Source organism: Cytobacillus oceanisediminis, assembly GCF_007830235.1.
Classification (GTDB): Bacteria; Bacillota; Bacilli; order Bacillales; family Cytobacillaceae; genus Cytobacillus; species Cytobacillus oceanisediminis.
This window is the reverse complement of the sequence record NZ_VLKI01000041.1, coordinates 1-12,782: the sequence shown is the minus strand read 5'-3', so window position 1 is coordinate 12,782 and position 12,782 is coordinate 1. Positions and strand designations below refer to the sequence as shown.

General features: G+C 35.8%; 12 protein-coding genes and 4 pseudogenes. 4 read left to right on the top strand and 12 right to left on the bottom strand.

What is annotated here, in order from left to right; all coding sequences use genetic code 11:
• Positions 1 to 199, bottom strand: a 199-nt coding sequence (locus IQ19_RS27425; protein WP_144546955.1) for a DUF4372 domain-containing protein, incomplete at its 3' end; no start/stop codon positions are given.
• A gap of 341 nt (positions 200 to 540) precedes the next feature.
• Between IQ19_RS27425 and IQ19_RS27420 the strand changes: the two genes are divergently transcribed.
• Positions 541 to 1,707: a tyrosine-type recombinase/integrase gene (locus IQ19_RS27420; RefSeq protein ID WP_144546952.1), complete on the top strand. Its 1,167-nt coding sequence runs from the start codon at positions 541 to 543 to the stop codon at positions 1,705 to 1,707.
• 118 nt (positions 1,708 to 1,825) lie between these two features.
• Here the strand turns inward: IQ19_RS27420 and IQ19_RS27415 are convergent.
• The 4 genes and pseudogenes from IQ19_RS27415 to IQ19_RS27405 form a co-directional block, all read right to left on the bottom strand.
• Positions 1,826 to 2,965 (bottom strand): annotated as a pseudogene (locus tag IQ19_RS27415) (IS3 family transposase).
• 281 nt (positions 2,966 to 3,246) lie between these two features.
• Positions 3,247 to 3,930, bottom strand: coding sequence for a Crp/Fnr family transcriptional regulator (locus tag IQ19_RS27410; RefSeq protein ID WP_144546949.1), 684 nt, complete (start codon positions 3,928 to 3,930; stop codon positions 3,247 to 3,249).
• Between the two features lie 2 nt (positions 3,931 to 3,932).
• Positions 3,933 to 4,094 (bottom strand): hypothetical protein, encoded by a 162-nt coding sequence (locus tag IQ19_RS27920; protein WP_158638937.1) that lies wholly within the window; start codon positions 4,092 to 4,094, stop codon positions 3,933 to 3,935.
• 535 nt (positions 4,095 to 4,629) lie between these two features.
• Entirely contained in the window at positions 4,630 to 5,031 is a 402-nt protein-coding gene (locus IQ19_RS27405) for a PTS transporter subunit EIIB (protein ID WP_242021146.1), read from the bottom strand.
• A 353-nt stretch (positions 5,032 to 5,384) separates the two neighbouring features.
• Between IQ19_RS27405 and IQ19_RS27400 the strand changes: the two are divergent.
• The 3 genes and pseudogenes from IQ19_RS27400 (at position 5,385) to IQ19_RS27395 (ending at position 7,714) form a co-directional block, all read left to right on the top strand.
• A pseudogene (locus tag IQ19_RS27400) lies at positions 5,385 to 6,092 on the top strand (IS6 family transposase).
• 431 nt (positions 6,093 to 6,523) lie between these two features.
• Positions 6,524 to 6,643 (top strand): annotated as a pseudogene (locus IQ19_RS29400) (NAD-dependent dehydratase); the annotation flags it as partial.
• 57 nt (positions 6,644 to 6,700) lie between these two features.
• Entirely contained in the window at positions 6,701 to 7,714 is a 1,014-nt protein-coding gene (locus IQ19_RS27395; protein WP_144546946.1) for an FUSC family protein, read from the top strand.
• A gap of 743 nt (positions 7,715 to 8,457) precedes the next feature.
• Here IQ19_RS27395 and IQ19_RS27390 read toward each other — a convergent pair.
• The 7 genes and pseudogenes from IQ19_RS27390 to IQ19_RS29395 form a co-directional block, all read right to left on the bottom strand.
• Positions 8,458 to 8,658 (bottom strand): hypothetical protein, encoded by a 201-nt coding sequence (locus IQ19_RS27390; RefSeq protein WP_144546943.1) that lies wholly within the window; start codon positions 8,656 to 8,658, stop codon positions 8,458 to 8,460.
• A 24-nt stretch (positions 8,659 to 8,682) separates the two neighbouring features.
• Positions 8,683 to 8,994, bottom strand: coding sequence for a hypothetical protein (locus IQ19_RS27385; RefSeq protein WP_144546940.1), 312 nt, complete (start codon positions 8,992 to 8,994; stop codon positions 8,683 to 8,685).
• Between the two features lie 63 nt (positions 8,995 to 9,057).
• A complete protein-coding gene (locus IQ19_RS27380; RefSeq protein WP_144546937.1) occupies positions 9,058 to 9,564 on the bottom strand; it encodes a tyrosine-type recombinase/integrase in 507 nt (168 codons plus the stop codon).
• Between the two features lie 85 nt (positions 9,565 to 9,649).
• Positions 9,650 to 10,370 (bottom strand): annotated as a pseudogene (locus IQ19_RS27375) (beta-ketoacyl-ACP synthase 3); the annotation flags it as partial.
• Between the two features lie 558 nt (positions 10,371 to 10,928).
• Entirely contained in the window at positions 10,929 to 11,018 is a 90-nt protein-coding gene (locus tag IQ19_RS28830; protein ID WP_220182010.1) for a putative holin-like toxin, read from the bottom strand.
• Positions 11,019 to 11,328: 310 nt separating this feature from the next.
• Positions 11,329 to 12,012, bottom strand: coding sequence for a Crp/Fnr family transcriptional regulator (locus IQ19_RS27370; protein WP_144546933.1), 684 nt, complete (start codon positions 12,010 to 12,012; stop codon positions 11,329 to 11,331).
• A gap of 2 nt (positions 12,013 to 12,014) precedes the next feature.
• Positions 12,015 to 12,227 carry a glutaredoxin domain-containing protein gene (locus IQ19_RS29395; RefSeq protein WP_158638935.1) on the bottom strand — a complete coding sequence of 71 codons (213 nt, stop codon included), beginning with the start codon at positions 12,225 to 12,227 and terminating at the stop codon, positions 12,015 to 12,017.
• Positions 12,228 to 12,782: the final 555 nt, after the last annotated feature.

The following is a 12,782-nucleotide window of genomic DNA, read 5'->3' as shown; positions in this document are numbered from 1 at the left end:
CAAAAAGACAATCACTCAGAGCGTGGAGACTTTCAACTTCTTCTAACTGCGCAAAGAGTAATAATTTAAGAAATGATTCCGTCGTTAATTTCTTTGTATAGTAATCTAATTTCATGGTTTTCACCTGTTCTTCAAAAAGTTGAAGATTTAATGGTGAAAACCATTGTCCAAATGAAGTTTTTCGTGTAATCTTGTCCATAGTGTGAGTCCTTTTATAGTGGATTTGGACGGGTTACCACCTGACTAATCCATTATAAAGGACTTTTTCTTTGCACAAAATAATAAAATTGAACATTTTGAGTATTTCTAATATTGGATTTTTATTAATGCAACATTAGTGAAAAATAATAAATAATATAGAATAATAATATATAGACAAATAAACCATTTTTCTCTTAAACTATAATATGATTAATTTAATAAAGTTGATTATCATCTAATTAATGGGTAATTTATTAATAATAGAATCAAAACAAAGTGAATCAATATTAATAAATTTAGCAATAGATTTGTTGCATCCAAAATGAGGTTAAATAAAATATGGAAACGAATGAAATAGTTTCTATAGAACATTTTAATAAGACATTAACTTTTGATTTGATAGATAAAGCTCAAACAATTCCTTCTTTGGTTAATTATCTTCTAGATGATTCGTTACATAAAAAAATGAGCGATATTATAGATAAAGACGGCGAAGCTAATTTTTCACTTTTTAACGACATCGAAATGATCTATTTTTACGCACACCAAAAAAAGGATTTAAATGAGAAGAAAAATCGGACAGAAAATACAAAGCGGGAATATCTTAGAGATCTTCTTTTGTTCTATCAGAAGCTGCTGGAACAAGCAGAATTGCTGGAGATCGAAAATACTAATGTGCAAGAGTATCGGTTATTGAAGAGACTAACACCACGGAATATGAGGAAATACCAGGAGTGGTTGAGGGAAGCGCCGCTTGGGAAAGGTGGTAAACAATATTCTGTAGCTACCTTAAGCCGAAAAACAGTTGTAATTAGAGGGTTCTTAGGGTTCCTACATGAAAATCAATATATTAAGGTGCCGATTCATCAAAAGATGTTAAGCAGCAATGTTCAATCGTTTGATCGGCCAAATAAAGAGATGAGTTCTATGGAGGTAATTAGCTTAGTAAATTACTTCAGAACTCATCCCATCCTTTACGGATTAATATCAGTATTGGCCACAACCGGGCTCCGTATCCAGGAGCTCTGTAATGCAAAGGTCAGCGATCTTGCATATTTAGATGGAGAATACTGGCTAACAGTTATGGGAAAAGGACAAAAGGAGCGGCAAGTTTTAATTCATCCAAACGTTTTAAAGGCAATAGAGGAGTTTCGTAAAAGAAGAAGACTAGACTTTAAAATGTATCCTACCGATAGCTCCCCTTTGTTTACTACTTCTAAAGGAAAGGGCTATGGATATAAATATCTATCGAATTATTTAATCCAGAAAATAAATAGAGCTGATTTGGACTTTATTAAAATGCGGAAAAATCCTATAACACCTCATATCTTTAGACACGGTTTTGCTCTTATTAGTGCTGACCAGGGTGCGGATTTATTAACCATAAAAGAAAGTCTTGGTCATTCTGACATCAAGACGACCCAGATTTACTTACAAAGAAAACTGCGAAGAAAAAATAATGCTGCTCACACTTGGAAGGACTCTGATGTCATTAACAAGATCTAATTAAAAGACCACATAACATATGTTATGTGGTCTTAGCTTATTAAACAAAATCACTCTATAGCATTCCTGTAGAGCGTTATTTTTGAGTTTTGATAAAAGGTGGTATGTAAACACTACACTAGACAACTTTTTTAAGGTGTTCTTTTTTGTACTCACTTGGGCTTAGAAACCCAAGTGTCCCATGAATTCTTATATGATTAAACCAATGAACATAATCATCTACTTCCAATTTTAACTGTTCCAAACTCTCAAAATATTTACCTTTTACAAACTCCGTTTTGATAATTTTAAATGTAGCTTCTGCTACTGCATTATCGTAAGGACCCTTTCATGCTCAATGACCGTTTAATTTCGAACGTATCTAGTGCTTCATCAATCGTCTTGTTTTTAAATTCGTTTCCTCGGTCTGTGTGGAAAAGCTGAATTTGCCTTAGATCAGCTTTAACAGTCTATAAAGCTTGATATACAAGTTCTGCATCTTTATGAGGATCGGCACTATGGCCTATAATTTCCCGATTATAAAGATCAACGAATAAACATATGTAATGCCATCTATTTTCAACTCTTACATATGTTAAGTCACTTACGACAGTTAATTCTTTTTGTTGATCAAATTTTCTATTTAACTCATTTTCAACCTTAGATTCATTACATTTATCATCATGACGCTTAAACTGTGCAACGGTATATTTGGAAACAAGTCCATTTTCTTTCATGATTCTGCCAATCCGACGTCTCGAAGCGACTATACCAAGCTTTTTTAATTCATGTTTTATATTACGTGTACCTTAGTTCTGACGGCTTTTTTGAAATATATCGATGATGGTAGCTGTAATTTCATCATCTGATCTGGTTTGCTCTTTCGCTTCATAATAATAGGTACTTCTTGAGAGTTGGAGGACGTCGCACATTACTAATATCGAGTATTTGTGACGGTTATTTTTAATCACATTTACTTTCGTCCTATTATCAGCGCTGCTTGCTTTAAAATGTCATACTCCATCAACAAACGCTGGTTTTCTTTACGAAGTTCGATCAACTCTATTTCTTCTGGTGTTCTATTATCCTTCTCTTTAAATGAACCAGATGTTTGGCTTTGTTTAACCCATTTGTCCAATGCCGAAGGCGTTAAATCATATTCACTAATGATATCTTTTCCAGGCTTTCCGCTTTCATATAACTTGATCATTTGAGGCTTAAATTCGGGAGTAAATGTTCTTCTCGCTTTCGTCGTCTTATAATCTCTCCTTAACTGAATTGGATGTAGTAGACTGCCAAAGTAGTGGGATAATGCCGAAACCTGACATGGAGCCTCCTCCGGCATGCTTTCCCGCCCAGGGAACCAGCTGAATCAATACACCTGGCTCGTCATCAAGGCTAGCATACCCGCCACTCCATATAAAGTTTCTAGAACGGATCACTTATTTTTACTAGCAGTATATCCCAATTTTGGGGTTAGTCTACTTGACCTTAATTTTATTGTCCAGTTAAGTGTAGCCGATTCATTCTTTATGAACATGATATGAAAGTAGATATCGATTACCCCTCCTCCACCTCATATAGTTCCTTAGCCAGAACTGTATTAATTTTTAATGGCTTTCTTGTAATGACTTGTGCCTTTTCTAATTCTCCTAAAAATAAACTAACGGTTTCTCTTGATGACCCAATCATACTTGCGATATCATGCTGGGTGATTTTGACCCCAACTGTTTGCCATTCCCCACTTCTTACACCAAAACGGTTACTCAACTGCATGAAAAGTAAAAGAATTCGATATTTGACCTCTTTATAAGCAATGCTTTCTGTTATTTGGTACATCTCTTTTAGCTTCGTAGTCAAGATGGTTATAAACTTTAGCGAAATATCAGGATTTTGACGAAGAAACTCTTCAAATCGCTCCTTTGTTAGCGTACAAACAAATGAATCAACCATCGTTTCTGCATAAATATCAGACTCTGTTAAGGAAAAACTAGAGGTTTCTCCAAAGACATTACCTTCACTTAAAAGATCAACCGTGAATTCCTTTCCTGTTGAAGATACCTTAAATAAACGAACCTGTCCTTTTTTCAAGAAAAATAACGACCTCATTTGTTGAGCCGGACTTAAGATAATTGTACCTTTTTTAATAGGAGCGGTTAGCGTCACTTCATCTATTTTCTTTAATTCTTCTTCCGGTAGCTCATCTAGTAAATTAATTTGTGAAAGAGGCCTGAGTTTATCCATGTCTACACACCTTTGTTATACCGTTTCATAATCATTTCATAATCAAGCCACTCATTATTTTCCTCTAAAACTGGTAGCCCATTATCCAATGTTAAGGTTCGGTCTGCATTCGTCACGGGAGAAACCAGTTGTAAAGATTTCTTTTTAAAAAGATTAAATACCATTCGTTGCATACTCCTTTACTATTTTGTACATTTGAATATTTGAATAAACAAAAAAGGCATGGGGGGTATTCGGATTTTATAGTGGAAAAGGGCTTATAACTCGCCCTTCTCCAATTTCTCAATCAAGGTGGAAATGTCGATACCAAGAAGCCTGCCATTTCGTCCATCCCTCCACCGAGGTTAATTTACTAAACTTGAATGTTTTCAACCGGTCAACCTCGAAAGCTTTTGCGTTTGAGTATGCGTCGGAACCAGATCTACAAGACTTTACGTCATCGTTCTTAGAGAACTTGTGGGGACAAAGATTGTTGTAATTCCTGCTGATAACTTATTCCCTTCATTAATATCGGGTTTTACCGAAAGCTAAACTAGCAACGATCGGTAAACCCAAGGCTTCTCTTAATCGGGCTGTCTCTCCTTTGTAAATGGGTTCAGGCACCTGATTAAGCAGTTTTGTTATCAAGAATCTCTAAAATCTGATTTTTTAATATTTCAGCTGTTGGCCCAAAAATAGCTTGAATGCCATTGCCAACCTCTAGGACACCTTTCGCGCCAAGTTGTTTGAGCTCATCATGGTTACTTGATTTTTATCTTTTACGCCTACTCTTAGTCGGGTAATACATGCATCAATATTATTGATATTTTCTTCGCCGCCAAGTGCTGCTAAAACACTTAACGCCTGTTTTTGTTTGTTCTTATCCTGGTAGTCCTGTTTGGAGTATAAGCGATTTGATGCTTCATCTCCGCGACCCGGAGTAAGAAGATTCCATTTACTAATCGCAAAACGGAACACAAAGTAGTAAACAACTGCCATGGCTAAACCTACGGCAATAACTAACCACCACGGTTCACCGACACCAGGTAAAATTCCAAATAACGAAAAGTCAATGATACCCGTTCCGCCGGAATATCCGATATTAACATCCAGCATATACATGAGCATGAATCGCCTTGTTGGAAAATAACAACAACCTTAGCGACTTATTTTAGAATACTTCCTGCTAAGGCTCCTATCAATTGGTATCATTGAGATTGTAAGGTCATACATTTTTTGTATATGATTTCAATATTTGATTTTCATTTGAATGATCTCGTATCGCTTGCTAAAGGTTATGTATGAAAAGAGACCCAATTCACTCAAACTCTATTAGACTTTCAAAGAGGGAATTTTTAAGTAAAGCTAGGACAGTCCTTTTTGGGTTCTGGTGCAAAAGCTTCAACACAATTGCAATTAATCTCTAAATCTTGGACATACTGATACTATTACTCTAAAAAAGATGCGTGATCAGTATGAAAAAGCAAAATTTATTCAAGTGGAAACATTATCAGCCTGACATTATTTTGTTAACAGTGAGATGGTACTTGCGGTACAACTTAAGCTTTCGTAATTTAGTGGAGATGATGGAAGAACGTGGCTTATCGATGGCCCACACAACGATTATGCGTTGGGTTCATCAATATGGACCGGAATTAGATGAAAGAGTACGACGTCATCTTAAGCCAACAAATGACTCCTGAAGAGTCGATGAAACATATATCAAAGTAAAAGGTCAATGGATATATCTATATCGTGCAGTCGATTCCGAAGGAAATACGATTGATTTTTATCTCAGTAAAACAAGAGACAAAAGGGCTGCAAAGTGCTTCTTCAAGAAAGCTTTGCGGTCTTTTCATGTTTCAAAGCCTCGTGTCATAACAGTGGATAAAAATCCGGCTTGCCCTATAGCTGTTGAAGAATTAAGAAAAGAAAAAAACATGCCATCAGGCATGCAACTCAGACAAAAGAAGTATTTAAATAATATCGTAGAACAGGATCATCGATTTATCAAGAAGCGTGTTCGTTCTATGTTAGGGTTGAAATCTTTTCGTACAGCCATTTACATACTGAGTGGTATAGAAGCGATGCATAAGATTAAAAAGAAGCAGGTTCATCAAGGGGTGAAGTCTGTCCAAAATGAAGTGGAATTCATACATAGACTGTTCAGGATAACCACCTAAGGAGTTATCTGAAAGTGGACCTACAACTTTTTTCAATTTGTGTTGGTATTTGCACCAGAACCCTCCAATTTATAGTGTAATTTTGTAAGGAGTTAGTGGGAAATTAACTAGAAATCCCATAATTTTTTCACAATCAAATGAATGTATTCTCCCAAATTAACAGAGAGACTATTCTACTAATTGCAGAGAGATTCAACTTTTCTTTACTTCACTTTATTATTCATTAAATATGTAAGGCACCTTACATTTTAAAAAAGGGATTCCAATTATACTCCTAAGTGTAAGTTATTTAAAAACACTTTAGAGGAGGAACTAATCATGGCATTAGTAAATTTCAATATCGAATCTACATCTAAAAAGGTAACAACTGAAGTGAAGGCAGGAGCTCATACATTGACTCGATGATCAAGGCTTTTGCAGATCAGCACTATGACTTGGTTTATGATCAAATTTGTTTTAATCCGAGAGAGGCCAAAATCGCTGTTGAAGCGTTCGGCAATCGGGTAAAACGTTATATATTTACATCGAGCATGGCTGTTTATGGGCATAAAGAGGATGAAACGACGGAAAGCGCATAAGTAAAAAACTAATTTGATGGAGCAAAGCCTATGACTAGTTGGATTAAATCTTTCCTTGGTAAACGATTATTAAAAACGGGACTCGCTGTTTTCATAACAGCTTTAATTTGTCAGTGGCTCGAGTGGCCTGTTGTCTTTGCTGTTATCGCGGCAATTGTCACTGTTGAACCGACTATACACGCATCTATTCAAAAAGGAAAAGTTCGTCTGCCAGCAGCAGCAATAGGTGCTGCTATCGCGATGAGTTTTAATTTCTTTTTCGGTCAAGTTCCCATTACATTCGCCTTGTCTGCCTTTTTTACGATTTACATTTGTCACCGCCTACGTTGGGATGATGCAATATTAGTTGCTACATTAACAGCAATTGCCATGCTTCCTATGACTACGGAAAAATTTTTAATGGCCTTTTTTATACGAATTGCAACCACATCGATTGGCATTGTCGTTTCGACTCTCGTAAATTTAATTGTTTGGCCACCTAATTTTACAAATGAGATTAAAGAAAGTAGTCACAATTTAGTAAATGAGACAAGAGACCTCATTGAAGTTTGTCTAGACTATCAATTACAAAATAATCAAATCCGTAAAAAAATACTAAACATTCGCTTTGAACGATTACATAAAGGAATTGAAAGAGCTATGGTAACCATTCAATCTCAGCGAGAAGATTTTAGGTACCGAAAGAAAAACATCACGAACGCTAAAATGCTCAATGATTTGCAACAACAAGTAGATTTATTACATAAAATCTCTTTTCATATCGGGGATATTCTATCAATATCTGAACAGGAAGTGATTCCAGAAGAAGATAAAGTGATATTACAAATAGTATGGTCACACATAAAGGAGTTATTTAAACAAACTGTAACCTATCACGAAACTGAAACAAATGTAAGATCCATGCTTTACCCACTAATATACGACCATCAAGATGAAGAAGCGCTCTTATCAAAGAGTACGTCAATTGCCTTTGAGCTTTTAGCTATTTGTCATCTTGTTATTGATTTTCAAACTAAGCACAACACAGAAGCGCTTAGTAACTAACATTCGCCCTTCCAAAAGCAAACGTCCGTGTGATGCCAATCATTCTAAGTGTATCAAGTCAATCCGCAACTTGAACAACTTTCCCTTCCTTGTGGAAACTATGGATGATGAAGGAATAAAAAATTACAGTGGAGCTCTAAGGTATTACTCAAACAATTAAAAGATTAGAGATGTATATTCCATTATAGGGAGCTTTAGTTCAATAAATTGAGGAGTCATTTCTACAGATCTTTCGTATTTTTTAATATTCCGCAAAAGGGTGCTTTAATTGAGTAATGGTCACAGAAGTGATCAAACTCCGTAAGGTTTTTCTCAGTATTTTAAATTTCTTTTCATGAACATCTTGTGGATCAGCAGTCTCTCATTTCTTTTTTAGTGAAGAAATATCCTTCTTCCTCATTCCCGTCTCTTAAAATTTGTTCAACCTCGAACGAGGTTATTCCTTTTATGCCTTGCTTTGGCCAAAAATTTTGAGATTAAAGAATCTGGTTATCTAATTAATGGTTTGAAGATGGTTTATGTTGAGATTTCTTCTTTAATTGGTTATAGCTCTATTAATTCAAGAGAATACACAGTGTTTTTAAAGCCGTTGAAAGAAGGTTATGAGGTAGTTAGAGTTACTAGTGAAAATTGAAGAGTTCGAGAAAAAAGTGAAGGAGGAAAAGAAAATGGGAGTGGATGATCACGCCGCGAATGTGTTCGGCGGTCTCTGGAAACCGCTCCTCAGGGAAAACGAGCGCGTATTAGACGTTGTTGCCACCGGCTGCTATTTCTCCTTTCGTATCAGAAGAGCTATTTAATTTCTCTTTCACCTTTTCTGAAACAGTCTCTACGGCTCCATCAGTTACTTTGTCTATAGCCTTATTAGCAACATGTTCAGCAGCATCGGAGCAGCCTGTAAGAGCAAAAATACTAAGACAAACAATTAGCAGCTTTTTTATCATTTCCTCTCATCCCTACCATGTTTTTTATTTATAGCAAGAATTAAATACATCAAAAGGTTTTCCATTCTTTTTTTGTCTTGTTTCAATCGTCAAAATCCAATCATACAAATCCGCAAGATCAAAACCTTTTTCCTTTAACTCTTTAGGAAACTCTTCAGGGTTTTCTCTTAACCAGTACATTTTTTCTAACGCGTCAGGCATAGCGCCAAAACTATATAAAGACTGACTACTAACTTTATTACCTTGACGATACGTTTTCTTTAGCATGAGATACACTTTTCCTTTTGCTTTTTGTTTTACCAAATAACCGGGTGTTGTTTTCTTTTTCGCACTCAAAAAAAACCCTCCCCTTTTTTGGTTTTACTACATTTTCGATGAAAGAATGTGTAGTAAAACTTTTTAAAACGTAAAGTTTTCCATTGTCTTTCTAATTTCATCCAACTCGATTCCAATGTATCGTAACGTTTGCGATTGCGTGGTATGACCAAACAACTTCATTAAGTAATAGACATCTTTTGTTTTCTGATAATAATGGTATCCAAACGATTTTCTCATACTGTGAGTTCCCCATTGATCTCGATCAATGCCACATGCAACAGCTGCCTCTCTCAAAATGATATCGGCCATTTGTCTTGTAAGTGGCTTTTCTCCTTCTCTACTTGGAAACAGCCAATCCGATTCAGCCATATTGCTTGTATATTTTTCAATTTCGCGTTGCAATACCGCGTTAAAATATACCTCAACGATATTTTCTGTTTTCTCCATCTTAATTTTGGCTATATCTTTTCTCCTTACATCTTTTACACGAAGATGCAATATGTCGCTGATCCGCAATCCTGTATTGATTCCAAAGTAGAAAAGAAAATAATTACGGTAAGACGAATAACGTAATAACCATTCCTTCATTTCATCAATCTTTTCAAGTACTGTAGCTGGTTTGTGGAAGATTATTAATCCAATCTTATTGAGGAAAAGTGCAAAAAGGAAAACATTAAAGTGTCCATTTGATAAGTAATCCTGCGTGTGCTAATCCTCCACCGAATCCATATAATAAAACCTTATCTCCATTACGGAGTTTCTTTTCAGTTACCCCTTTGTCTAATGACAATGGTATTGTTGCTGAAGATGTATTTCCATAATCCACTAAACTATATAAAGTACGTTCTATTGGAAAGCCACTTCTTTCACAAATTGACTCAATCATCCTTAAATTGGCACTATGTGGTACAAACCAATCAACTTCGTTTAAAGGAATAGAAGCATTTTTCATTACACTTTGCATTCCTTTTGGAACAGTTGTAACCGCCCACTTGTATACCTCACGTCCATTTTGAACGATTTTATCACTATTGGCTAACTCTTCTTCAAACATACGTGTTGATAAGTTCAAACAATATAAGTGTCTTCCTCCTTCTGAACCCAAATGCAAAGAAAGAAAACTTGGTTGTTCTTCATCAAATTCTACAAGAACTGCTCCTGCACCATCTCCAAATAAAATGCAAGTAGTTCTATCCTTATAGTCAGTAACTTTAGATAAAGTTTCTGCTCCAATAACTAAAATTTTTCTAACCAGAAGTTATTAATCCATTAGCTATATGTAATTAATAAGGAAATCCTGCACAAGCAGCGTTTAAATCAATTGCTCCAGAATTCTTTATATCTAGCTTTGCTTGGACTAATGATGCCACACTTGGAGTTTTGAAATCAGGAGCTGTCCACCCTCCTATTTTTTTCTATTTCTTTATTGCCAAATAGGGGAATCTAGCCTGGGCATTTTCATTCGGTTATCCTCCTTTTTGTAACCTTCCGAAAGAAAGAATGGAAATTTTCTACAACACTTTTGGATGTGTGGTTCGAAAAATTCCAATCGAGATTCTTGCTCCTTTGAATAGTTTGTAGAAACTCCCGGATACTAGTCTAAATAAGCAGTTTTAAAAAAGGAAAGGTACTTTATTACGTAGATTGGTCAGCGGTCCCCACCAATCGAATTAAGCTAAGGGAATACAGCAATTGTTATGTATGAAAGAAAAAGCCGGCGCATCTGCCCCGGCAATCTCAGATAATATTGTTCAAATTATTGTTTAATTTAAAAACTGTGGGTATAATAGAGATATAATAAGTCAAAATAAAAAAAGGCCACTGGCGGGAACCAGTGACCTTTCAGCACAGCAAACTGCATAAAGAGCAGCGACTTTTAGCGGTAAAAGTTGACTGTTAGCTCAAAAAAGAGTAACCACTTTCTTAACGCCTTGGTCGGGGGTAAGAGGGGGTTACTCTTTTCCTTTCGTAACCGCGATTACTGCAACGATGAGGGAAGCGAATGCTATCATTAACCCTAGTGCGTCTGCTATTGTAATCACCAGCGTCACCCCCTTTCTACAAGGGAATGGCCGCCGCCCTTTACCGACTTGCTGTATCTCCATTATACCCAAAATTTTCATCAGATACAGTAAATTCTTCGAAATTAAATGAACGAAACCCTTTAATAATTAATTGCAAGGCTTGTTTTAATATCAAGTGTTATCTAACATGCCTCCATGTCTTTCCGCTAACCACTACTACTGCCTTCATGGCTCGGGACTTGCACCCTATAGACTGCACCCATGCCGGGCGCACATAAGAAAACGCAGAGGTATTCCCTCTGCGTTTAGTGATATTCATTGAACACAATTAGCCCTCATCCACCTCATATAATTCCTTAGCCAAGGCTGTATTAATTTTTAAAGGCTTCTTCATAATCACTTCTTCCTTCTCTAACTCGCCTAAAAATAAACTGACCGTTTCTCTTGAAGAGCCGATCATACTGGCAATATCATTTTGAGTAATTTTTACCCCGACCGTTTGCCACTCCCCACTTCTCACACCAAAACGGTTACTTAACTGCATGAGAAGAAGAACAATTCGATACTTTACATCTTTATAAGCAATACTTTCGGTAATTTGATACATTTCTTTAAGCTTTGAAGTCAAAATGGTAATGAGATTGATGGCGATGTCTGGGTTTTGTCGGATAAAATCCTCAAATCGATCCTTTGTTAATGTACACACAAACGAATCGACCATCGTTTCTGCATAAATTTCAGACTCTGTTAATGAAAAGCTTGATGTTTCTCCAAACACATTTCCCTCACTTAAAAGATCAACCGTGAATTCCTTTCCAGTAGAAGATACTTTATATAGACGAACCTGTCCTTTTTTCAAGAAAAAAAACGACCTCATCTGTTGAGTTGGACTTAGAATGATCGTTCCCTTTTTAATAGGAGCCGTTAATGTCACTTCACCTAATTTTTTAAATTCTTCTTCTGGAAGCTCATCAAGTAAATTAATCTGCGAAAGAAGCATTAATTTATCCATGTCTAACCCTCACTTTTATATCGTTTCATAATCATCTCATAATCTAACCATTCGTCATTCAGCTCTAGCACTGGTAGCCCGTTATCTAACGTTAGTGACCTCCCTATATCTAGGTTATCAAAAATATTAATCACTGTCACATCTACTCCTAGCTTGGAAAATAGCTTTATCACTTCCTCACATTTACAACAGCTTGGCAAAATATATAAAGTCATATCCTTCTCACTCTTCCTTTTCTTCATTAGTTGTCTTGTCATCTGGATACAAATTGACTTCATATTACTATTCATTATTTTACACATTAAACTTAAAAGTAAATGTAAGGCGGCTTACATTTTTTTTTCAAGAGTAGGAGACATAATAAAAGTATCCATTATGAGAGGAGATTCAAACATGAGTTGAAATCCTGAATTAGGTGTTATCTCTAGCGAATTAAAGCAGCTTACCCCATTTGAGGCGATGCAGGCATTTGAACGCGTTCCATAAAAGAGACAAAGGAATCAGGATTAGTCACTGGGATCGCAGAAGGCGAGAAAGCAAAGGACTTCACATTAAAAAATCACATTGGCGAGGACATTAATTTATAAAAATTCTGAAATAACATCTGGTAAAACCACTTGGTATTGTTTACTTTAATCAGACGGAGGAATAAAGTTATGCACACGGTTGTATATATTGAAATTGCCTTATATTTAATTGCGATGCTGGCAATTGGAATTTATTTTAGCAAGAAGGACTTATCACATAATGATTATTTTTTAGGTGGAAAT

Coding starts and splice junctions, on each gene's coding strand:
- IQ19_RS27420 (WP_144546952.1), top strand. CDS start 541: ATGGAAACGAATGAAATAGTTTCTATAGAACATTTTAATAAGACATTA.
- IQ19_RS27410 (WP_144546949.1), bottom strand. CDS start 3,930: ATGGATAAACTCAGGCCTCTTTCACAAATTAATTTACTAGATGAGCTA.
- IQ19_RS27920 (WP_158638937.1), bottom strand. CDS start 4,094: ATGGTATTTAATCTTTTTAAAAAGAAATCTTTACAACTGGTTTCTCCC.
- IQ19_RS27405 (WP_242021146.1), bottom strand. CDS start 5,031: ATGTATATGCTGGATGTTAATATCGGATATTCCGGCGGAACGGGTATC.
- IQ19_RS27395 (WP_144546946.1), top strand. CDS start 6,701: ATGACTAGTTGGATTAAATCTTTCCTTGGTAAACGATTATTAAAAACG.
- IQ19_RS27390 (WP_144546943.1), bottom strand. CDS start 8,658: ATGATAAAAAAGCTGCTAATTGTTTGTCTTAGTATTTTTGCTCTTACA.
- IQ19_RS27380 (WP_144546937.1), bottom strand. CDS start 9,564: ATGAAGGAATGGTTATTACGTTATTCGTCTTACCGTAATTATTTTCTT.
- IQ19_RS27370 (WP_144546933.1), bottom strand. CDS start 12,012: ATGGATAAATTAATGCTTCTTTCGCAGATTAATTTACTTGATGAGCTT.
- IQ19_RS29395 (WP_158638935.1), bottom strand. CDS start 12,227: ATGACTTTATATATTTTGCCAAGCTGTTGTAAATGTGAGGAAGTGATA.